18 protein-coding genes are annotated in these 19,069 nt (G+C 70.2%); 7 read left to right on the forward strand and 11 right to left on the reverse strand.

Translation table 11 applies throughout. The annotated features are described in order from the left end of the window. Window positions 1-54: 54 nt before the first annotated feature. From LGR69_RS06240 to bla, 3 genes are all read right to left on the reverse strand, one after another. Entirely contained in the window at window positions 55-417 is a 363-nt protein-coding gene (locus LGR69_RS06240) for a hypothetical protein (RefSeq protein WP_230365490.1), read from the reverse strand. Between the two features lie 71 nt (window positions 418-488). Next, on the reverse strand, window positions 489-977 hold the full coding sequence (locus LGR69_RS06245; RefSeq protein ID WP_007563429.1) for an aminoacyl-tRNA deacylase: 489 nt from the start codon (window positions 975-977) through the stop codon (window positions 489-491). A 12-nt stretch (window positions 978-989) separates the two neighbouring features. Continuing rightward, window positions 990-1,877, reverse strand: coding sequence for a class A beta-lactamase (bla, locus tag LGR69_RS06250; RefSeq protein ID WP_230365491.1), 888 nt, complete (start codon window positions 1,875-1,877; stop codon window positions 990-992). A gap of 170 nt (window positions 1,878-2,047) precedes the next feature. Between bla and mnmE the strand changes: the two genes are divergently transcribed. Beyond that, complete coding sequence (gene mnmE, locus LGR69_RS06255; RefSeq protein ID WP_230365581.1) at window positions 2,048-3,373, forward strand: tRNA uridine-5-carboxymethylaminomethyl(34) synthesis GTPase MnmE; 1,326 nt, start codon at window positions 2,048-2,050, stop codon at window positions 3,371-3,373. Between the two features lie 279 nt (window positions 3,374-3,652). Here the strand turns inward: mnmE and LGR69_RS06260 are convergent, their stop codons facing one another. Beyond that, a complete protein-coding gene (locus tag LGR69_RS06260) occupies window positions 3,653-4,132 on the reverse strand; it encodes a hypothetical protein (protein WP_230365492.1) in 480 nt (159 codons plus the stop codon). Between the two features lie 85 nt (window positions 4,133-4,217). After that, window positions 4,218-5,840, reverse strand: coding sequence for an ABC-F family ATP-binding cassette domain-containing protein (locus LGR69_RS06265; RefSeq protein ID WP_230365493.1), 1,623 nt, complete (start codon window positions 5,838-5,840; stop codon window positions 4,218-4,220). Between the two features lie 239 nt (window positions 5,841-6,079). Between LGR69_RS06265 and LGR69_RS06270 the strand changes: the two genes are divergently transcribed. Continuing rightward, window positions 6,080-6,340 (forward strand): hypothetical protein, encoded by a 261-nt coding sequence (locus LGR69_RS06270; RefSeq protein WP_007563424.1) that lies wholly within the window; start codon window positions 6,080-6,082, stop codon window positions 6,338-6,340. Between the two features lie 135 nt (window positions 6,341-6,475). Here LGR69_RS06270 and ypfJ read toward each other — a convergent pair whose 3' ends face one another. After that, a complete protein-coding gene (gene ypfJ, locus LGR69_RS06275; RefSeq protein WP_091863506.1) occupies window positions 6,476-7,381 on the reverse strand; it encodes a KPN_02809 family neutral zinc metallopeptidase in 906 nt (301 codons plus the stop codon). 140 nt (window positions 7,382-7,521) lie between these two features. Next, on the reverse strand, window positions 7,522-8,403 hold the full coding sequence (locus tag LGR69_RS06280) for a uracil-DNA glycosylase (RefSeq protein ID WP_230365494.1): 882 nt from the start codon (window positions 8,401-8,403) through the stop codon (window positions 7,522-7,524). Between the two features lie 282 nt (window positions 8,404-8,685). On the opposite strand from LGR69_RS06280, the gene LGR69_RS06285 reads away from it, so the two are divergent. The 3 genes from LGR69_RS06285 to LGR69_RS06295 all read left to right on the forward strand — a co-directional run bounded on the left by LGR69_RS06285 (window position 8,686) and on the right by LGR69_RS06295 (window position 14,295). After that, the gene (locus LGR69_RS06285; protein ID WP_007563421.1) at window positions 8,686-10,359 is read left to right on the forward strand and encodes an electron transfer flavoprotein-ubiquinone oxidoreductase; all 1,674 of its coding nucleotides are present in this window, start codon (window positions 8,686-8,688) and stop codon (window positions 10,357-10,359) included. Window positions 10,360-10,510: 151 nt separating this feature from the next. Further along, entirely contained in the window at window positions 10,511-12,379 is a 1,869-nt protein-coding gene (locus LGR69_RS06290) for a tetratricopeptide repeat protein (protein WP_007563420.1), read from the forward strand. Window positions 12,380-12,621: 242 nt separating this feature from the next. After that, entirely contained in the window at window positions 12,622-14,295 is a 1,674-nt protein-coding gene (locus LGR69_RS06295) for a formate--tetrahydrofolate ligase (RefSeq protein ID WP_230365495.1), read from the forward strand. A gap of 239 nt (window positions 14,296-14,534) precedes the next feature. Here LGR69_RS06295 and LGR69_RS06300 read toward each other — a convergent pair whose 3' ends face one another. Further along, complete coding sequence (locus LGR69_RS06300) at window positions 14,535-14,714, reverse strand: hypothetical protein (protein ID WP_230365496.1); 180 nt, start codon at window positions 14,712-14,714, stop codon at window positions 14,535-14,537. 138 nt (window positions 14,715-14,852) lie between these two features. Further along, the gene (locus LGR69_RS06305) at window positions 14,853-16,217 is read right to left on the reverse strand and encodes an 8-oxoguanine deaminase (protein ID WP_230365497.1); all 1,365 of its coding nucleotides are present in this window, start codon (window positions 16,215-16,217) and stop codon (window positions 14,853-14,855) included. A 382-nt stretch (window positions 16,218-16,599) separates the two neighbouring features. Between LGR69_RS06305 and LGR69_RS06310 the strand changes: the two genes are divergently transcribed. After that, on the forward strand, window positions 16,600-17,052 hold the full coding sequence (locus LGR69_RS06310) for a MarR family winged helix-turn-helix transcriptional regulator (protein WP_128755000.1): 453 nt from the start codon (window positions 16,600-16,602) through the stop codon (window positions 17,050-17,052). Beyond that, a complete protein-coding gene (locus LGR69_RS06315; RefSeq protein ID WP_230365498.1) occupies window positions 17,049-17,753 on the forward strand; it encodes a response regulator in 705 nt (234 codons plus the stop codon). The genes LGR69_RS06310 and LGR69_RS06315 overlap by 4 nt, the downstream gene beginning before the upstream one ends. 10 nt (window positions 17,754-17,763) lie before the next feature. Here the strand turns inward: LGR69_RS06315 and LGR69_RS06320 are convergent, their stop codons facing one another. Both LGR69_RS06320 and LGR69_RS06325 read right to left on the reverse strand, forming a co-directional pair. Beyond that, on the reverse strand, window positions 17,764-18,018 hold the full coding sequence (locus LGR69_RS06320) for a hypothetical protein (protein WP_007563415.1): 255 nt from the start codon (window positions 18,016-18,018) through the stop codon (window positions 17,764-17,766). A gap of 205 nt (window positions 18,019-18,223) precedes the next feature. After that, on the reverse strand, window positions 18,224-19,048 hold the full coding sequence (locus LGR69_RS06325; RefSeq protein WP_230365499.1) for a 2-keto-4-pentenoate hydratase: 825 nt from the start codon (window positions 19,046-19,048) through the stop codon (window positions 18,224-18,226). Between the last annotated feature and the right edge of the window lie 21 nt (window positions 19,049-19,069).

Here is a 19,069-nt window from a genome sequence, read left to right on the forward strand (position 1 = left end):
GCGGGGCGCCGATCTAGAGCATGATCCGCGGGCGCGAAAGCCGCCTAGGCCGGTTCAGGGGCAGTAGGGCAGGAGCGACCGGCCGAACGGGTCGTCCACGCCGAGCGGCGGCGTGAAGCCGTAATAGCTCGGATGCGACAGGCCGTATTCCGAGCCGACGTAACTCGGATCGTCCGGCGCGTTGGTCGGCACCGGCACGCGACGGGGCGTGCAGCCCACCGGGACGGCTCGGCTGCGGATGGCGTAGACGGGCCGGCGCTCGATCCCGTCGTTGCGCGGGAAGAAGCGTGGGCCGCTGCGGGTGATGGCCTCGTAGCCGCCGGGCCCATCGAGATCCGCCCCGCGGGCGCCAGGCGCGGCGACCAGCAGAGCGAGGCCGAGGGCCGTCCCGATCCCGTGCCGCACCGTCCCCTGCATGCCGAACCCGTCCCCGATACCGGCCCAGGGTGCGGGAGCAGGGTAAACAGGGACTTACGCGAGCGGCGTTCCTAGACCAGCGCCACCACCAGAGCCGACAGCGCGGTCACCAGATCCCCCTCCGTCAGGCGGATCTGCAGGCCGCGCCCGCCACCATTGATGTGGATCTCGGCGACCGGGTTCGACAGCGAGCCGGCATCGATCGCGGTCGGAAAGACCCGCTTCTGTCCGAGCGGACTGATGCCGCCGACATGGTAGCCGGTGAGGCGTTCGGCATCCGCGGGTTTGAGCATCGCGGCCGTCTTGCCGGAAAAGGCCGCCGCCACCCGCTTCATTGACACCTCCTTGTCGGAGGCCACCAGCAGGCAGACCGTCTTTCCGTCCACCGCCGCCATCAGGGTCTTCAGGACCCTGCCGGGCTCGACACCCAGCGCCTCCGCGGCCTGAAGGCCGATGCGCGGCGCCTCGGGATCGTAATCGTAGGCGTGCAGGCTGTAGCGGAGACCAAGCCTGTCCAGGGCCTGGGTCGCTCGGGTCGTCTTAGCGGGCGTCTTCGCCATCTCGGTCTCGGCTCACGCGGCGCCGGCCCGGGCGGCGACGAGGCGGCCGATCTCCGCATGGGCCGCCTCGACGACCTCCGTCGGGGCCTGGGCCCCGGTGACGTACACGCAGGCGAGGATCGGCGCACGCCCCGGCGGTCGCAGGATCGCGACGTCGTTGACCGTGCCGTGATCGCCGGTGCCGGTCTTGTCGCCGACGGTCCAATCCGGCGGCAGCCCGGCCCGCAGGCGCTTGAACCCAGTCTGGGACGCGACCATCCAGGCTTCCAGCCGCGCGCGCGAGGCCGCCGACAGGCTCGGTCCGAGGAGCAGGCGCGCGAGCGTGGCGCGCATCGCCTCCGGGCTGGTTGTGTCGCGCGGGTCGCCTTGCAGGGCGGTGTTCAGGGTGGGCTCATTGCGGTCGAGGCGGGTCACCGTATCGCCGATGCCGCGCAACCAGAGGGTCAGCGCCTGCGGGCCGCCCAGCGCCGCCAGCAGCAGGTTGGCGGCGCTGTTGTCGCTCCATTCGAGCGCGGCGGCGCAGAGATCCGCGACGGTCATGTGCCCGGTGCCGCCGCCGGCCTCCAGGCCCTTCCGGATCACCGGCGCGTAGCTCAGAAGAACGTCGTTCCCGTAGGTGACGAGCCTGTCGAGGGATTCAGTGCCCGCATCGACCCGTGCCAGCACGCAAGCCGCGGCCAGGACCTTGAAGGTGCTGCACATCGGGAACAGTTCATCCGCACGATGGCGCAGGAAGACGCGCTCCTGCGTTCCGGCCGAGACACCGAGGCGTCCGCCGAGCCGCTTCTCGATCGCCGCGAGTGCAGATTCGATTGCCTCGGCCTGCGCATGTCCGCGTCGCAGGATCAGCGGCGCCGTGAGGGCGCCGAGGCAGGCGGCGCGGCGGGTCCAGGACGTCATGGCGCGATTCGATCTTCCGAGGGCATCGGCAGCTCAGGTGATGGCCGAGCTTGGCCATTCCGTGGCCGCGGATGGAGTGGCCGCGCCGAAATCGTTACAGGGGCGGGACGCCGTGTTTCACGTGAAACGCGCCCTCCGGATCCATGCGGATGCCGACATCTGCCAACGCCATGATCGAGACGGAAACCCTCTTCGCCCCAGCCAGCGGCTTCGGCCGCGCCGCCGTCTCGGTGATCCGTGTGAGCGGCCCGGCGGCGGGGCACGTGCTGGTCGCCCTGGGCGGCACGCTCCCGCCGCCCCGGCGCCTGTCGTTGCGAACCTTGCGCGATCCCGCGGACGGCACCGAGCTCGACCGGGCGCTGGTCGCGTGGTTCCCGGGGCCCGACACCTATAGCGGCGAGGACATGGCCGAGCTGCACCTGCATGGCGGCACGGCAGTCCGCATGGGGGTCCTCACCGCCCTGGCCCGGATGCCCGGATGCCGGGCCGCCGGGCCAGGCGCCTTCACCCGCCGGGCGGTGCTCAACGGCCGGATGGACCTGGCCGAGGCCGAGGCGGTCGCCGACCTGATCGACGCCGAGACCGAGGGACAGCGCCGCCAGGCTCTGCGCCAGCTCGACGGCGCGCTCAGCCGCCAGGTCGCGGCGTGGCGGGAGGAAGCGATCGACTGCCTCGCCGCCGCCGAGGCCGCCCTCGATTTCGCCGATGAGGGCGATGTCGACGATGTCGGCCTCGACGCCGCCCTGTTCAGCCGTGCCGACGCCCTGCGCCAGGACATCGCAAAAGCCCTGCAGGATGGCCGCCGGGGCGAGCGCCTGCGCGAAGGTTTTTCCGTCGTCCTGGCCGGGGAACCGAATGCCGGAAAATCGACCCTGCTCAATGCCCTGAGCCGGCGGGACGTGGCGATCGTATCCGATGTGCCCGGGACCACCCGGGACGCCATCGAGGTGCGCCTGGATCTCGGCGGCCTCCCGGTATTCCTCGTCGATACCGCGGGCCTGCGCGACACCGCCGAGCCGGTGGAGGCGGAAGGCATCCGCCGCAGCCGCGCCCGGATCGGCGCCGCCGATCTGATCCTGGCCCTCGTCCGACCGGGCGGGACCACGCCGGACCTCGGCGCGTCCGCAATTCGAACGCTGACCGTGCACACCAAGGCGGATCTCTTTGCCGGCTCATTAGAGCCGTCGCCCTCCGGGGCGATCGCCGTCTCGGCACGGACCGGCGCCGGCTTGGAGTCCTTGCTCGACGCGATCCAGGCCGAGGCTCAGGCGGGGCTCGGAACCGGGGATGCGCTGGTCACTCGAGCCCGCCACCGGGCGGCGCTCGAAGCCTGCATCACGCATCTCGACCGGTTGCTCGCAGGGGAGGGGGCCCTGCCCGAACTCGCCGCTGAGGACCTGCGGCTCGCCGTCCGATCCCTCGGCGAGGTCGCCGGTCATGTCGGTGTCGAGGACGTCCTGGACCGGCTGTTCTCGGGGTTTTGCATCGGAAAGTAATTTCCATAGCCGGCATATTATTTACGGAAGTCCGTTCGTCCCGCGATGCTCCTGCAAGGGGAAGAGCGGCCTCTCCCACCCAACCCCCTGACCCTGAGCTGCCGCGTCAGCGGCTTCGCAGGACGCCTCCGGTCCACCGCGCGATCCCCGAAAACCTTCTGCAAGCGCGAACGGTCTTCGAGCGCCCGGCACCTCAGGACAGGGGGAGATCTGGAGCCCTGCCGGTTTCGGACCTCAAGCGGTGAGGATCAGGCGTCGCCGGTCCTCTCCGACCCGGCTCTATTGCGGGATCCGCAGGATCCGCGGGCGCCAGATCCCAAGCACGACGTTGGCGGTAGCCACTGCCAGCAGCACCCAGAGCGTCCCGCGCTCACCCTCGAGCGAGGCCGCCAAGGCTGTGGGATCGAGGAGACCCGCCAATGCCTGGGCGCTCTGCTCGGCCTCGCGCCTCATCGGGCCCTGCACGTAGACCAGGCCGCCCTCGAACATCAGGACGCCGGTGGCGAGCTTCACCCATGCCCAGCCGGCGTTGAGGTAGCCGCGGTTGAGCGCCATCGCCAGCAGCCCCGACAGCAGGGTCACGGCGAGCGACGGCAGGAACACCCAGGTGGCGACGGCCCCCATGGCACCCCGGATCGCGGCGTAGCCGGGGAGGGCGGCCGGCGCCGGGGCGAGGGCCAGCATCACGACCAGGGAAGCCATCGCGCCCAACACGCCGGCGGCGCCCATCGTGTGCAGGAACTTCAGCAGGCGTCGCACGGCGTCTTTGCCCCGGCCCAATCCACGCCAGCTTAGCGTCGGATCCCGCGCCGGCGTGAGGCCTTAAGGTCGCGCCCGGGGGCCCTCAGCTGCGCAGCCCCGGCGCCTCCTGACCGGTGCGGGCGACGTATTCGGTGTAGCCGCCGCCATACTGGTGGATGCCCTCCGGGGTCACCTCCAGCACCCGGTTGGACAGGGCCGCCAGGAAGTGCCGGTCGTGCGAGACGAACAGCATCGTGCCCTCGTAGGCGCCGAGCGCCGCGATCAGCATCTCCTTGGTGCCCATGTCGAGGTGGTTGGTCGGCTCGTCGAGCACCAGAAAATTCGGCGGGTCGTAGAGCATCAGGGCCATCACCAGCCGGGCCTTCTCACCGCCCGAGAGCACCCGGCAGCGCTTCTCGACGTCGTCGCCCGAGAAGCCGAAGCAGCCGGCCAGCGCCCGGAGCGAACCCTGGCCCGCCTGCGGGAACGCCTCCTCCAGAGTCTGGAACACGGTGCGGTCGCCGTCGAGCAGGTCCATGGCGTGCTGGGCGAAGTAGCCGAGCTTGACGCTGCCGCCGACCGTGACCGAGCCGTCATCCGGCTCGGTGGTGCCGGTGACGAGCTTCAGGAGCGTCGACTTGCCGGCGCCGTTGATGCCCATCACGCACCAGCGCTCCTTGCGGCGCACCGAGAAGTCGAGCCCCTCATAGATCGTGCGGCTGCCGTAGCGCTTGTGCACGCCCTTGAGCATCACGACGTCGTCGCCCGAGCGCGGCGCCGGCTGGAACTCGAAGGCCACGGATTGCCGCCGCCGGGGCGGCTCGACGCGCTCGATCTTGTCGAGCTTCTTCACCCGGCTCTGCACCTGGGCGGCGTGGGAGGCCCGGGCCTTGAACCGCTCGATGAAGGCGATCTCCTTGGCGAGCATCGCCTGCTGGCGCTCGAACTGCGCCTGTTGCTGGGCCTCGTTCAGCTTCCGCTGGCCCTCGTAGAAGGCGTAATCGCCCGAGAAGGTGGTCAGCGCGCCGCCGTCGATCTCGATCACCTTGGTGACGATCCGGTTCATGAACTCGCGGTCGTGCGAGGTCATGAGCAGCGCGCCGTCATAGGCCTTCAGGAACGATTCGAGCCAGATCAGGCTCTCGATGTCGAGATGGTTCGAGGGCTCGTCCAGCAGCATCACGTCCGGGCGCATCAGGAGGATGCGGGCGAGCGCCACGCGCATCTTCCAGCCCCCCGAGAGGGCGCCGACATCGCCCTCCATCATCTCCTGGCTGAAGCTGAGGCCGTCCAGCACCTCGCGGGCCCGGCCTTCCAGAGCATAGCCGTCGAGCTCCTCGAACCGGGCCTGGACCTCGCCGTAGCGCTCGACCAGGGCATCCATCTCGTCGGTGCGGTCCGGGTCGGCCAGCGCCGCGCCGAGCTCGGCGAGCTCCGCCGCCACCGCGCTCACCGGGCCGGCGCCGTCCATCACCTCGGTGACCACGCTGCGGCCGGACATCTCGCCGACATCCTGGCTGAAATACCCGATGGTGATGCCCCGGTCGGCGGAGACCTGGCCCTCGTCGGGCTGCTCCTGGCCGATGATCATCCGGAACAGGGTGGTCTTGCCGGCCCCGTTGGGCCCCACGAGCCCGACCTTCTCGCCCCGCTGGAGGGCGGCCGAGGCCTCGATGAAGACGAGCTGCCGCCCGTTCTGCTTGGTGATTTTGTCCAGGCGTATCATGAAGGCTGGTGACTGTGTCCGGGGGAGATCGCTCCGGGCCGCTTACGGCATGGATCGAGACGGCGCAAAGACGGAGCCGGGATCGCGGGCTTTCGGCTGCTTCATGCAACGCAGCTCCGGTATCGGGAGCCGAGCGCCGGCTGGGCCGTTGCCCGGTGCGACGCCTTCGGTTGGGCATCATCCTTCCCTAGAAGCCGGCAAACACCTTTCGGGCCGCGGCCCTTGAGACGAGGAACACGATGCTGTTCGGTTGGTGGAAGACGAGCCTGGACATGGCCATGCTGGGGCTGGAAGCGCAGGGGGTGATCGCCCAGCGCATGGCGATGTTCGCGGTGGGCGGCCCGGCCGCGCAGCTCGAGGCGCAGCGCATGGTCACGGAGAAGATCATGGCGGCGAGCGAAGCGGCCCTGATGGTCGCCTCCGGCGCCTCCAACAGCAAGGTGATCCGCAGCTACCGCCGGAAGGTCCAGGCCAACGCGAAGCGGCTGAGCGAGCGCTGAGGGACTGTTCAGCTCGCAGCGTCATTGCGAGCGTAGCCAAGCAACCCAGTGTAGCGCGGGCCCTCAGATCATCGCGGATCCCTAGGTTGCTTCGCTACGCTCGCAATGACGGATGGACCACCGGCCGGTTCCGTCTCAGTTGTTCGCCGTCCGGAACGTGTCGCAGGCCTTGGTCTGGCCGCTCTTGAAGCCGGCAGTGAACCAGCGCTGGCGCTGCGCCGAGGAGCCGTGGGTGAAGGAATCCGGCACCACGTAGCCCTGCGAGCGCTTCTGGAGCGAATCGTCGCCGATCTGGGCGGCCGCGTTCAGGGCCTCGTCGATATCGCCCTGCTCGAGCTCGGCGTACTTGTCGTTGGAGTTCTTGGCCCAGACGCCGGCGAGGCAATCGGCCATCAGCTCGATCCGCACCGACAGGGCGTTCGCCTCGGCCTTGCTGGAGGCCTGCTGCTGGCGGGCCTGGACCTTGCCGAGGATCCCGAGCACGTCCTGGACGTGGTGGCCGACCTCGTGGGCGATGACGTAGGCGTAGGCGAAGTCACCCTTCACGCCGAACTTGGTCGCCATCTCCTTGAAGAAGCCGGTGTCGAGATAAACTTTCTTGTCGAGCGGGCAGTAGAACGGCCCCATGGCGGCCTGGGCCGAGCCGCAGCCCGAGCGGGTGCCGCCGGTGTAGAGCACCAAGGTCGTCGGGGTGTATTGCTTGCCGGTCTGCTGCGGCAGGATCTGGCTCCACACGTCCTCGGTGTTGCCCAGGATCTTCGAGGCGAACCGGCCGCTCTCATCCGTGGGCGCCTGGCGGCGCCTGGCCTGCGTCTGCGGGTCGGCCTGCTGTTCCTGATGGCCGCGGCCGCCGATCTGCTGCGCGCCCCCGATCAGGATCGCCGGGTTGATGCCGGTGAAGTAGCCGATGATCATCAGCACCACGATGGTGCCGATCCCGAGGCCGCCGGCACCGCCGCCCGGGAAGCCCATGCCACCGCCGCCACCCTCGCCGCGGCGGTCTTCGACGTTGTCGGAGCTGCGTAGATCGTCCCAGCGCATGGTCCCGTCCTGATGCCGCGCCCACCGGTTCCGGCAGGGCACGGTTCCTACCTGTGCATCGCCTATGTCCGAAAGCCGGCAGACACCGTTCGGGACGAAGCTCTAATGACGGGAGGGAACGCCCGGTTCCGCGCCCATGGTCAAGCTTTTCCGTCGAGCAAGGCGCGCAGGGCCCGGAAATCCCGCCAGGCCAGGCGCTTCTGCACCGGCTGGCGCAGCAGGAAGGCCGGGTGGAGCGTGGCGAGCAGCTTCGCCTCGCGGGTCGGCAGCTTGTAGGGGAACAGCCGGCCGCGGGTGCGCAGGATGCCGTCCTTGGTGCCGGTCAGGGTCTGAGTCGCCGGCGCACCGAGGCAGACGATCACCTCGGGATCGACCAGCTCGATCTGGCGCTCCACGAAGGGGCGGCACACGGCCACCTCCTGGGGGGTCGGGTTGCGGTTGCCCGGGGGCCGCCAGGGCACGATGTTGCCGATATAGGCGCTGGTCCGGTCGAGGCCGATCGCCGCCATCATCTTGTCGAGGAGCTGGCCCGACCGGCCCATGAACGGCTTGCCGATCCGGTCCTCGTCGGCCCCCGGCGCCTCACCCAAGAACATCACCCGGGCCTCGGGGTTGCCGTCGGCGAAGACCAGGTTCTTGGCGGTGAAGCGCAGCGGGCAGGCGTCGAAATCCGCCAGGATCTTTTCCAGCTCGGCGAGGCTCTTGGCCTCGCGCGCCCGGGCTCGCGCATCGCTCGCCGCCTCGTCCGGCTGGGCGCTCGCCGCGCGCCCGAAGGTCCGGGCCGGGGCTGCCGGCGGCGGCGAGCCCGGGGGCGGCACGAGGGAATTGGACTGGGCAACGGGCCGGGGCGCTTCGGCTTGGCGCCGGGGCGCCCGCAGGGTCGGGGCCGGCATGTCGGCCTCGCCGAACCGGTCATGCGGCTGCTCGTCGAGGGCCGCGTCCGCGCCGGCCTCCACGTGGAAGTCGAGATAGGCGATGAGGTCGGCTTGCGCGTCGTTGGGGCTCGGCATGCTGATCAGCATGTGGGGCGCTCGATGCCTGTGGACAACTCCTGAAACCCGCTCGACGGCAAGGACTTGCGTGACCGAACGGCGCGGCCCCGGCCGCCGTGCCGCGCATGCCCGTTACCGCTGAGTCGCCCCGAACCCGTCCGCATTCCCCACCCATGCGGCATAGGGGAGCTTTCGCTCAAGTCCGGGCTCCGGCAGCTTGCCTTTCCAGTCTGGAATCGCTTGAGACGGCAGCACGCAATGCCGATCCGGCAACGGATCGGGCCAATCGACAAGAAAACAGGAGGCTCGACGATGGCGCTGCCCGAACGCGAAAGCATGGATTTCGACGTGGTCGTGGTCGGCGCCGGCCCGGCCGGGCTCGCCACCGCGATCCGCCTGAAGCAGCGCGCCGCCGAGATCGGCGAGGAGATCTCCGTCGTCGTGGTCGAGAAGGGCTCGGAGGTCGGCGCCCACATCCTGTCGGGTGCGGTGATCGACCCGATCGGCCTCGACCGGCTGCTGCCGGACTGGCGCACCGATCCGGAGCGGCCGCTGAAGACCGAGGTCCAGCGCGACGAGTTCATGATGCTCACCAAGAACAGCGGCATCACCCTGCCGAACGTGTTCTTCCCCAAGCTCATGTCGAACCACGGCAATTTCGTCGGCTCGCTGTCGAACACCTGCAAGTATCTGGGCGTCCAGGCCGAGGCGCTCGGCGTCGAGATCTATCCGGGCTTCCCGGCCTCCGAGGTGCTGTTCGACGAGTCCGGCGCGGTGGCGGGCATCGCCACGGGCGATCTTGGGATCGGCAGGTCGGGCGAGCCGCGCGACGACTACACCCGCGGCATGGAGCTGCGCGGCAAGTACACGGTGTTCGGCGAGGGCGCCCGGGGCAACCTGACCAAGGGGCTGGTCCAGCGCTTTGCCCTCAACCGGCACAGCGACCACCAGAAATACGGGCTCGGCGTGAAGGAGCTCTGGCAGCTGCCGGATTCCACCTTCGAGCCGGGGCTGGTGCGCCACACGATGGGCTGGCCCCTGCCCAACAAGGCCGGCGGCGGCTCCTGGCTCTACCATTTCGACGACAACCTGCTCTCGGTCGGCTTCGTCACGCACCTGAACTACGAGAACCCGACCCTGTCGCCGTTCGAGGAGTTCCAGCGCTTCAAGACCCACCCGATGATCGCCGAGACCTTCGTGGGCGCCAAGCGGATCGGCTACGGCGCGCGCGCCATCATGGAGGGCGGCTGGCAATCGGTGCCCAAGCTGGTCTTCCCGGGCGGCTGCCTGGTCGGCTGCTCGGCCGGCTTCGTCAACGTGCCGCGGATCAAGGGGTCGCACAACGCGATCCTGTCCGGGATGCAGGCGGCCGACGCCATCGCGGACGCCCTGAAGGCCGGCCGGGCCGGCGACGAGCTCACCGCCTACGAGGCCGGCTGGCGCGACAGCCCGATCGGGCAGGACCTCAAGGCCGTGCGCAACGTCAAGCCGCTCTGGTCGCGCTACGGCACCCTGGTGGGCGTCGGCCTCGGCGGGGTCGACATGTGGGCCACCAGCCTGCTCGGCGCCTCGCCGTTCGGCACGCTCAAGCACGGCAAGCCGGACCATGCCTGCCTCAAGCCGCTCTCGGAGGTGACGCCGATCACCTACCCGAAGCCCGACGGCAAGCTGACCTTCGACCGGCTCTCCTCGGTCTATCTCTCGAACACCAACCACGAGGAGGACCAGCCGCCGCACCTCAAGGTCCGCGACATGGAGCTCCAGAAGCGCTCCGAGCACGACGTCTACGGCGGCCCCTCGGCCCGCTACTGCCCGGCCGGTGTCTACGAATGGGTGGAGGATGCCGCCGCCAGCGACGGCGTGCGCTACCAGATCAACGCGCAGAACTGCGTCCACTGCAAGACCTGCGATATCAAGGACCCGAACCAGAACATCGATTGGGTGACCCCGGAGGGGCCGGGCGGGCCGAACTATCCGAATATGTGAGGGCGTCGGGCCGGGAGGGCGCGGCGCCATCCTTTCGCCTTGCGGGGCTGGCGGGATGGGTTCAGTGTCCCCGGCGTTTTTCACGGGGATAACCCGCCATTCTCGCGCCCGGCCCCTTGGCTGGCCGGCGCCCAGGAGCCGCGACCGGTTCATGATGACAACACGCGCCCGCCGGAGCGTCTCGGCGCTCGCCCTGCTGCTCGCCGCCGGTCTGCCCCAGACCGTGCTCGCCGCACAGCCGCGGGAATCGAGCCCGGTGCTGGATTACGAGCCCGCGGAATCCCTGGAGGGCAACTTCCTGTCCGCCTACATCGCCGGCGCGTCCCGGGACACGGCGGCGGCGGCGACCTTCTACCGGGAGGCGGTCAAGGCCGATCCGCGCAATGCCGAGCTGGTCGAGCGCGCCTTCATCTCGCTCTTGGCCGACGGCGCCCTGCCGGATGCGTTCCGGGCCGCCGAGAAGCTGATCGCACGCGATCCGACCAACGGGCTCGCCAACCTCTCCCTCGGGGTGCGCCAGATCAAGGCCGGCCAGTGGGCCGCCGCCCGCCAGAATTTTTCCCGCAGCGGCCGCGGTGCGGCCACCGACCTGACCGCGACCCTGCTGACTGCCTGGTCCTATGCCGGCGCGGGCGACGGCAAGAAGGCGCTGGAGACGGTCAACAAGCTCCGGGGCGAGCGCTACTACAACACCTTCCGCGACTACCATGCCGGCCTGATCGCCTCGGTGATCGGCGACAACGCCGAGGCCGAGCGTCGCCTCAAGGCCGCCTACGAGGCCGACCGCAACACCCTGCGCATCGTCGACGCCTATGCCCGGCTCGAGGCCAGCCTCGGCCGCACCGACCTGGCGATCCAGGCCTATTCCGACTTCGACCAGCTCTCGCCGCGCCACCCGCTGGTGCGCGATGCCCTGGACAAGCTGAAGGACGGCAAGCCCCTGACCCGGCTGATCGGCACCGCCCAGGAGGGCGCCGCCGAGGTGCTCTACGGGCTCGGCTCGGCGGGCTCGACGCAGGGCGACGAGCTGCCCGCGGTGATCTACCTGCGGCTGGCGCTCTACCTCGCTCCGGACCACGCCCTCGCCCGGCTGACGCTCGCCGACACCCTCGACCGGATGAAGCAGACCGAGCGGGCCAACGAGGCCTACGCGCAGATCCCCGCGACCTCGCCGCTCAAGCTCAACGCCGACATCCAGATCGGCCTCAACCTCGAGCAGATGGGCAAGGGCGACGAGGCGCTCGCCCATCTCGACGCCGCCATGAAGGCGCATCCCGACGACATCGACGTGATCACCGCGCTGGGGAACGTCCAGCGGGCGCGCAAGAAGTACGAGGAGGCGGCCGCCACCTATTCCCGCGCCATCGCGCTGATCGGCGACCGGCCGCTGTCGAATTACTGGACGACCTTCTACTTCCGCGGCACAGCCTACGAGCGCGCCAAGCAATGGCCCAAGGCCGAGGCCGACCTGAAGAAGGCCCTGTCCCTGGTGCCGGCGAGCCAGCCGGCCGCCAAGGCGCAGGTGATGAACTACCTCGGCTATTCCTGGGTCGACCAGAAGATCAACATCGACGAGGCGTTCAAGCTGCTGCAGCAGGCCGCCGATGCCAGCCCCCGGGACGGCATGATCGTCGACAGCTTGGGCTGGGCCTATTACCGCCTCGGCCGCTGGGACGATGCGGTGCGCGAGCTGGAGAAGGCGGTCGAGCTGAAGCCCGGCGACCCGACCATCAACGACCACCTCGGCGACGCCTATTGGCGGGCGGGCCGGCGCCTCGAGGGCAAGTTCCAGTGGCAGCACGCCAAGGACCTGAACCCCGAGCCGGACGACCTCGCGCAGATCAACGAGAAGCTCAAGGACGGCCTGCCCGACACCGAGAAGCCGACCGCCACCGCCGAGACCACGCCGGCTCCGGTCGCCGTGCCGCACAACGCCGAGAACCCGGAACTGCCCAAGGGCGCGCCGCAGCCGCACGAGGCGCCGGGCGCCGCCGACAAGGCCAAGAAGTCCGGGGGCTGAAACCCCTCAGGGCCGCATCCTCTCCGGCGCGGCAAGAGTAATTTGTCGGCCGGCTCATAAAAATCGACGGGCATTTCCGTCCGGTTTGACGCACAGTGCTGCCGCTGCTCGCGGGGCGGCCTCGCCGTGCGTCCGCGCCCGTGCGAGACCGGCGCGACACGTCATCGTGAGGCAAGATCCCCGTACGATAACAGTCGACGGGTGGGCGGGCGCCGTGCCCGCGGAGCCAGGGAGGAACGCCCATGCCCTCAGATATCGAGATCGCCCGCGCGGCGACGCTCAAGCCGATCGCGCAGGTCGCCGAGAAGCTCGGCATCCCGGATGCGGCGCTGCACAATTACGGCAAGCACATCGCCAAGCTCGACCACGGCTACATCGCCGGGCTCGAGGGCAAGGCGCCCGGCAAGCTCGTGCTGGTGACGGCGATCTCGCCGACCCCGGCGGGCGAGGGCAAGACCACCACCACGGTGGGCCTCGGCGACGCGCTGAACCGCATCGGCGAGAAGACCATGATCTGCCTGCGCGAGCCCTCGCTCGGCCCCTGCTTCGGCATGAAGGGCGGGGCGGCCGGCGGCGGCAAGGCGCAGGTCGTGCCGATGGAGCAGATCAACCTGCACTTCACCGGAGATTTCCACGCCATCACCTCGGCCCACAGCCTCGCGGCCGCGCTGATCGACAACCACGTCTACTGGGCCAACGAGCTCAACATCGACGTGCGCCGCATCCATTGGCGCCGCGTCGTCGACATGAACGACCGGGCCCTGCGCCAGATCACCCAGTCGCTCGGCGGCGTCGCCAACGGCTTCCCCCGGGAGGACGGGTTCGACATCACCGTCGCCTCCGAGGTGATGGCGGTGTTCTGCCTCGCCAAGGACCTCGCCGACCTGGAGGAGCGCCTCGGACGGATCGTCATCGCCGAGACCCGCGACCGCAAGCTCGTCACCCTGAAGGACGTGAAGGCCACCGGTGCCATGACGGTGCTGCTCAAGGACGCCCTGCAGCCGAACCTGGTGCAGACGCTGGAGGGCAACCCGGCGCTGATCCATGGCGGCCCCTTCGCCAACATCGCCCATGGCTGCAACTCGGTGATCGCGACCCGGGCCGGCCTGCGGCTCGCCGACTACACCGTGACCGAGGCCGGGTTCGGCGCCGATCTCGGCGCGGAGAAGTTCCTGGACATCAAGTGCCGGCAGGCCGGCCTGACGCCCTCGGCGGTCGTGGTGGTGGCCACGATCCGCGCCCTCAAGATGCATGGCGGCGTCGACAAGAAGAGCCTCGGCGGCGAGAATATCGGCGCCCTGGAGAAGGGGTTCGCCAACCTCGCCCGGCACGTGACCAACCTGCGGGGCTTCGGCCTGCCCGTGGTGGTGGCGGTCAACCACTTCTACGCCGACACCGATGCCGAGCATGCCCGGCTCAAGGAGCTGTGCCGCGAGCGTCTCGATGTCGAGGCGATCACCTGCCGCCACTGGGCCGAGGGCGGCGCCGGCGCCGAGGATCTCGCCCGGGCCGTGGTGCAGCTCGCCGCCGCCGAGCCCGCCCCGATCCGCTACGCCTACGAGACCGAGGCGCCGCTCACCGACAAGATCCGGGCGATCGCCACCAAGCTGTATGGCGCCGCCGACATCCAGATCGAGACCAAGGCCGCGGGCAAGCTCGCCACCTTCGAGAAGGACGGCTACGGCCACCTGCCGATCTGCATGGCCAAGACCCAGTACTCGTTCTCCACCGACCCGAGCCTGATGGGCGCCCCCGAGGGCCACGTCGTCGGCGTGCGCGACGTCCGCCTCTCGGCGGGCGCGGGCTTCGTGGTGGCGATCTGCGGGGAGATCATGACCATGCCCGGCCTGCCCCGGGTCCCGGCCGCCGACACGATCCGCCTGGATGCCGACGGGCAGATCGACGGGTTGTTCTGAGCCGGAGCGCTCGGGCCGCCTTTCTGCGGGCTACGATGTTCACACATCGGTTCGTGTAGGCGCGACGCGCCCCCTCTCCCGCACGGGAGAGGGGACCCGAGCCTCATTCGGCGAGGTGTGAATCCGGTAGCCCCTTCCAGGCAGAAGGACTGGGTTACCGCTTCAAATCACACTTTTTCAGCTGAGCTGGCTCGGTTTACTGAGAAGGCCCTCACGAGGTCTCGCGACGAGCAGAAACATCAGTCGAGATCAGCGCCTTGAGCGAGGTCGCGCGTGTGGGGAAACTCCACCGCCACGTTTTCGACGCCTGCCGGTTGGCCCAGGGTTTGGGTGATGAAGTTTTGTCCCTCGGCCGCAGCCTTCTCGGCGCGGTCGGTATCGTGTTCGGATTCTCCGCCGGAGCGAGTGGCGATCGTCATGGGCGGCCTCCCCAACCTCGGCGCAGCTTCGTAGCAACGCCTACGAACTTCAGCCTTCAAGTCTCACCGAGACCGGGCAGGGTTCCACCCTGCACCCGCAAAAGGTCCCGGACCTTTTGAATCCGGATCCTTCGAGCCTCACCCCACTCCGAACAACGCCTTCGCCAGCCGCGAATGGTCCTCCCGCAGGCGGACCGCATCGACACCGAGCGGCTGGCCGTCGATCACCCGCCATTGACCCGCCACCATCACCCGGTCGGCCCGGGTCGCGCCGCACAGGACCAGGGCGGCCAGCGGATCGTGGGCGCCGGAGAAGCGCAACTCGTCCAGGGTGAACAGGGCGAGGTCGGCCTCGCGGCCCGGCTCGATCCGGCCAATATCGGAGCGGCCCAGGCAGGCGGCCGAGCCCTCGGTGGCCCAGCGGAGCGCATCGAGATGGGTCACGGTCTCGGCTCCGTAGGTGAGCCGGTTCAGCATCAGCGCGTGGCGCACCCCCTCCATCAGGTTCGAGCTGTCGTTCGAGGCCGACCCGTCGACGCCGAGGCCGACGGGCGAGCCCGCCGCCTCCAGCTCGCAGGTGCGGCAATGGCCGGACGCGAGGGTCATGTTCGAGGTGGGGCAATGGCAGACGCCGACCCCGGCCTTGCCGAGCCGGGCGACCTCGGCATCGTTGAAATGGATGCCGTGGGCGAGCCAGACCCGGTCGCTCATCCAGCCGACCTCCTCCAGGTAATCCACCGGACGGCAGCCGAACATCGACAGGCAGAACTGGTCCTCGTCGAGCGTCTCGCCGAGATGGGTGTGCAGGCGGCAGCCGTGCCGGGCGGCGAGGTCCGCGCTCTCGCGCATCAGCCGCTTCGTCACCGCGAAGGGCGAGCAGGGCGCCAGCCCGACCTGCACCATCGCCCCGGGGGCCGGGTCGTGGAACAGGTTCAGCACCCGCTCGCAATCGGCCAGGATCGTGTCGTCGTCCTGCGTCAGCGTCTCGGGGGGCAGGCCGCCCTCGCGATCGGACAGGCTCATCGAGCCGCGGGTGATGGCGGCGCGGATCCCGAGGCTGCGCGCCTCCTCGACCTGGATGTCGACCGACTGCTCCAGCCCCTTCGGGAACAGGTAATGGTGGTCGCCCGCCGTGGTGCAGCCCGACAGCAGCAGCTCGGTATAGGCGACCCGGGTGGCGAGCCGGAACGCCTCCGGGGTGATCCGACCCCAGACCGTGTAGAGCGCCTTCAGCCACGGAAACAGCGGCTTGTTGATCGCGATCGGGTGCGCCCGCGTCAGGGTCTGGAACGCGTGGTGATGCGTGTTGACGAGGCCCGGGATGACCACGTGGCGCGAGGCGTCGAAGGTCTCGTCCACCGGGGCGGCCGGCTGGGCGCCGACGGCGACGCGCTCGACGATCCGGCTCCCGGCCACCACGATGCCGCCCCCGGCCTCCGCCGCCAGGATGGCCAGCGGATCGCGGATCCAGACCCGGCGGGCCCGTGCGTCGGCGTCGCTCATGCTGTTCCCCTCGGGTCCCGGTATCGGACCGGTCCGGTATCGGACCCGGAGCGGCGGCCGGCAAGCCCCGGATCGGTCCGGCATGGCTGTCTCGCGCGCGGGCGTCCTCGGGCTTGACGCTCCCGGGCGGCGCTGAGACATGTCAGCGGGACTGACCTTCTTGCCATCCGGACGGTCCCCACGTGACGGCCTGCCCCCCGTGACCTCATCGGCACAGCGCGACGGCCTCGGCGTCTCCGGGCTCTCTGCCGCGCCCGGTCCCGCCACGCCGAGTCCTGTCACGGCGAGTCCTGTCACGCCGAGTCCTGTCACGCCGAGCCCCGCACCCCGCCGGGCCGACGGCGTCGCGGCGGCTCCGGCGCATGGCCTCGGCAGCGACGACCTGATCGAGCTCCTGTTCTTCGCCTACCGGGATTTCGTCGGCGATCCCGACCGGATCCTGGCCGCCTACGGCTTCGGCCGGGCGCATCACCGGGTGCTGCATTTCGTCGACCGCTATCCGGGTCTGACCATCGCGGAGCTGCTCGACATCCTGCGGATCACCAAGCAGAGCCTCAACCGGGTCCTGAAGGACCTGATCGGCCAGGGCTACGTCGCGCAGAAGACCGGCCCGAGCGACCGGCGCCAGCGCCTGCTGTATTGCACGCCGTCCGGTGCGGAGCTGGCCGCGGACCTCACCCGGGTCCAGGCCCGGCGCCTCGCCCGGGCGCTCGCCGCCCCGGACGCGCTGGGCTCCCCGGAGGATTTCCTGATGGCGATGATCGAGCCGGAGGATCGCGCGGCGGTGCGACGCCTGATGGCCCGGCGCGGATCCAGCGCGGGTGGCGACGCGTGACGGCCGCCCCCCGGGCCGACCTGCCCGACACGGCGCCGCACGTCCTCGTGGTCGACGACGACCGGCGCCTGCGCGAATTGCTCGCCCGCTACCTGACCGACCAGGGGTTCCGCGTCACCGTGGCGGCCAGCGCCGCCGAGGCCCGGGCCCGGGCCCAGAGCGTCGTGTTCGACGCGATGGTGCTCGACGTGATGATGCCCGGCGAGAACGGCTTCGACTACGCCCGCAGCGTCCGCGAGACCTCCCGGGTGCCGATCCTGATGCTCACCGCCCGCTCCAACCCGAACGACCGGGTGATGGGCCTGGAGATCGGCGCCGACGATTACCTGCCCAAGCCGTTCGAGCCCCGGGAGCTGACCCTCCGGCTCAACAACATCATCAAGCGCAGCGTCGGCCCGCGCGAGGCGGCCGAGGCCGTGACCTTCGGGCCGTTCGCGTTCCGCATCGACCGGGGCGAACTGCGCCGGGACGACGCGCTGATCCGCATCACCGAGCGCGAGCGCGAGATCCTGACCATCCTGGCCGCGGCCGGCGGCGCCAATGTCGAGCGCGAGCAGCTCGCCGGCCCCGGGGGCGCCGCCGCGGAGCGCACGGTCGACGTGCAGATCAACCGCCTGCGCCGCAAGACCGAGGTCGATCCCGCCAACCCGGTCTTCCTGCAGACGGTGCGGGGCGTCGGCTACCGGCTCGCGGTGGATTGAGGCCGGCTCGTCAGACGAGACGCGGCTCTCCGGGCTTCAGCTTCAGGCCCTTGGAGACCCGGGTGGAGAGGCTGCCCACGACAGCGACCACCATGGGCCCCTCGGCCAGGGCGCGGACCGCCTCGATCGCCGCCTCGGCATTGGGCTTCATGACCGCGTAGACCGCGGGAGCGGGTTTGGGACCCGACCGGCCGCGACGGCCGGATCGCTCCGGGGTCATGGACACCAGGTAGGTCGTGTAGCGGCTCCGTGCGCGTCCAGGCATGTCTCAGCATGTGGCATGTCGGCTAATTATCGCCAAAGCCCGACGCTGCGGCGGAGCCGGGGCGGAGGCGATGACGGACGGCACAGGGCGAATCCCGTGCCGCACGAGACCGCCCGATCCCGCCATACCGCATCCGGCGCCATGCGCGACGGATTTCGTGCGGATGCGCAGCGGCTTTGTGCCGGACAGACGCGCGGCGGTGCGGTCAGGCCAGGCTGAGGTCGAAGCCGGGCAGCGGCAGGCCGGACAGACGCGCGGTCCAGACCTGCCCGGGCGCGACCGGCAGGGCGTCGGTCAGCGTCCCGGTCGTGACGACCTCGCCGGCCGCGAGGGGTGGGCTACCAAGATCCTTAGCCAGCACATCGACGAGGTGCCGGAGCGCCGCCAGGGGGCCGCCCCCGAGCACGTTGCCGGCACTGCCCCGGTCGGCGACCACACCGTCGCGCAGAAGTTCGACGGAAAAGCCCGCCAGCCCGTCGCTCCAGCTGTGCGCCGCGTCCGGGTCGATCCGGACGCGCTCGCCGAGCACCAGCAGGCCGTGCAGACCGAAGGCCGCCACCGTGTCGGGGGCGGCGAAGCGCCAGCCGGGGAACAGCGACTGCACGATCTCGAAGCCCTGGGCGACCCAGGCGAGGCAACCGGTCAGCGCCGCGTCGTCCATGCCGGGCTCCGGCACCCGGGCAAGCCCGAACACGATCTCCGGCTCGATCCGCGGCTCGACCAGGGCGGCGAGCGGGACCGGGCCGGTCAGGGCGGCGTGGTCGTGCAGGGTCGTGTCGTAGACATGTCCCCAGATCGGCGCGTGGACGCCGTAGGTTTCCCAGAGGGTCGTGTTGGTGAAGCCGATCTTGCGGCCCACCGGCTTTTCGCCCCGCCCCGCGCGCAGGCGCCTGACCTCCTCGGCCACCCGGTAGGCCGCCGCGAGGTCGAGGCCGGAATCCCAGCCGGTCAGGGGCGCGATCTGCCGGCGATGCTCGTGCGCCGCCAGGATCGTGCGGGCATGGGTGGCGGCGGGGACGGGATCGCTCATCCCCGCTCTGTAGCATGGCCG

It is taken from the genome of Methylobacterium brachiatum (assembly GCF_020523825.1).
Lineage (GTDB): Bacteria > Pseudomonadota > Alphaproteobacteria > Rhizobiales > Beijerinckiaceae > Methylobacterium > Methylobacterium brachiatum.

Excerpts from the sequence above, each read along its gene's own strand:
- LGR69_RS06240 (WP_230365490.1), bottom strand. The coding sequence starts at position 417 with ATGCAGGGGACGGTGCGGCACGGGATCGGGACGGCCCTCGGCCTCGCT.
- LGR69_RS06245 (WP_007563429.1), bottom strand. The coding sequence starts at position 977 with ATGGCGAAGACGCCCGCTAAGACGACCCGAGCGACCCAGGCCCTGGAC.
- bla (WP_230365491.1), bottom strand. The coding sequence starts at position 1,877 with ATGACGTCCTGGACCCGCCGCGCCGCCTGCCTCGGCGCCCTCACGGCG.
- mnmE (WP_230365581.1), top strand. The coding sequence starts at position 2,048 with ATGATCGAGACGGAAACCCTCTTCGCCCCAGCCAGCGGCTTCGGCCGC.
- LGR69_RS06265 (WP_230365493.1), bottom strand. The coding sequence starts at position 5,840 with ATGATACGCCTGGACAAAATCACCAAGCAGAACGGGCGGCAGCTCGTC.
- LGR69_RS06270 (WP_007563424.1), top strand. The coding sequence starts at position 6,080 with ATGCTGTTCGGTTGGTGGAAGACGAGCCTGGACATGGCCATGCTGGGG.
- ypfJ (WP_091863506.1), bottom strand. The coding sequence starts at position 7,381 with ATGCGCTGGGACGATCTACGCAGCTCCGACAACGTCGAAGACCGCCGC.
- LGR69_RS06280 (WP_230365494.1), bottom strand. The coding sequence starts at position 8,403 with ATGCTGATCAGCATGCCGAGCCCCAACGACGCGCAAGCCGACCTCATC.
- LGR69_RS06285 (WP_007563421.1), top strand. The coding sequence starts at position 8,686 with ATGGCGCTGCCCGAACGCGAAAGCATGGATTTCGACGTGGTCGTGGTC.
- LGR69_RS06290 (WP_007563420.1), top strand. The coding sequence starts at position 10,511 with ATGATGACAACACGCGCCCGCCGGAGCGTCTCGGCGCTCGCCCTGCTG.
- LGR69_RS06295 (WP_230365495.1), top strand. The coding sequence starts at position 12,622 with ATGCCCTCAGATATCGAGATCGCCCGCGCGGCGACGCTCAAGCCGATC.
- LGR69_RS06300 (WP_230365496.1), bottom strand. The coding sequence starts at position 14,714 with ATGACGATCGCCACTCGCTCCGGCGGAGAATCCGAACACGATACCGAC.
- LGR69_RS06305 (WP_230365497.1), bottom strand. The coding sequence starts at position 16,217 with ATGAGCGACGCCGACGCACGGGCCCGCCGGGTCTGGATCCGCGATCCG.
- LGR69_RS06320 (WP_007563415.1), bottom strand. The coding sequence starts at position 18,018 with ATGCCTGGACGCGCACGGAGCCGCTACACGACCTACCTGGTGTCCATG.
- LGR69_RS06325 (WP_230365499.1), bottom strand. The coding sequence starts at position 19,048 with ATGAGCGATCCCGTCCCCGCCGCCACCCATGCCCGCACGATCCTGGCG.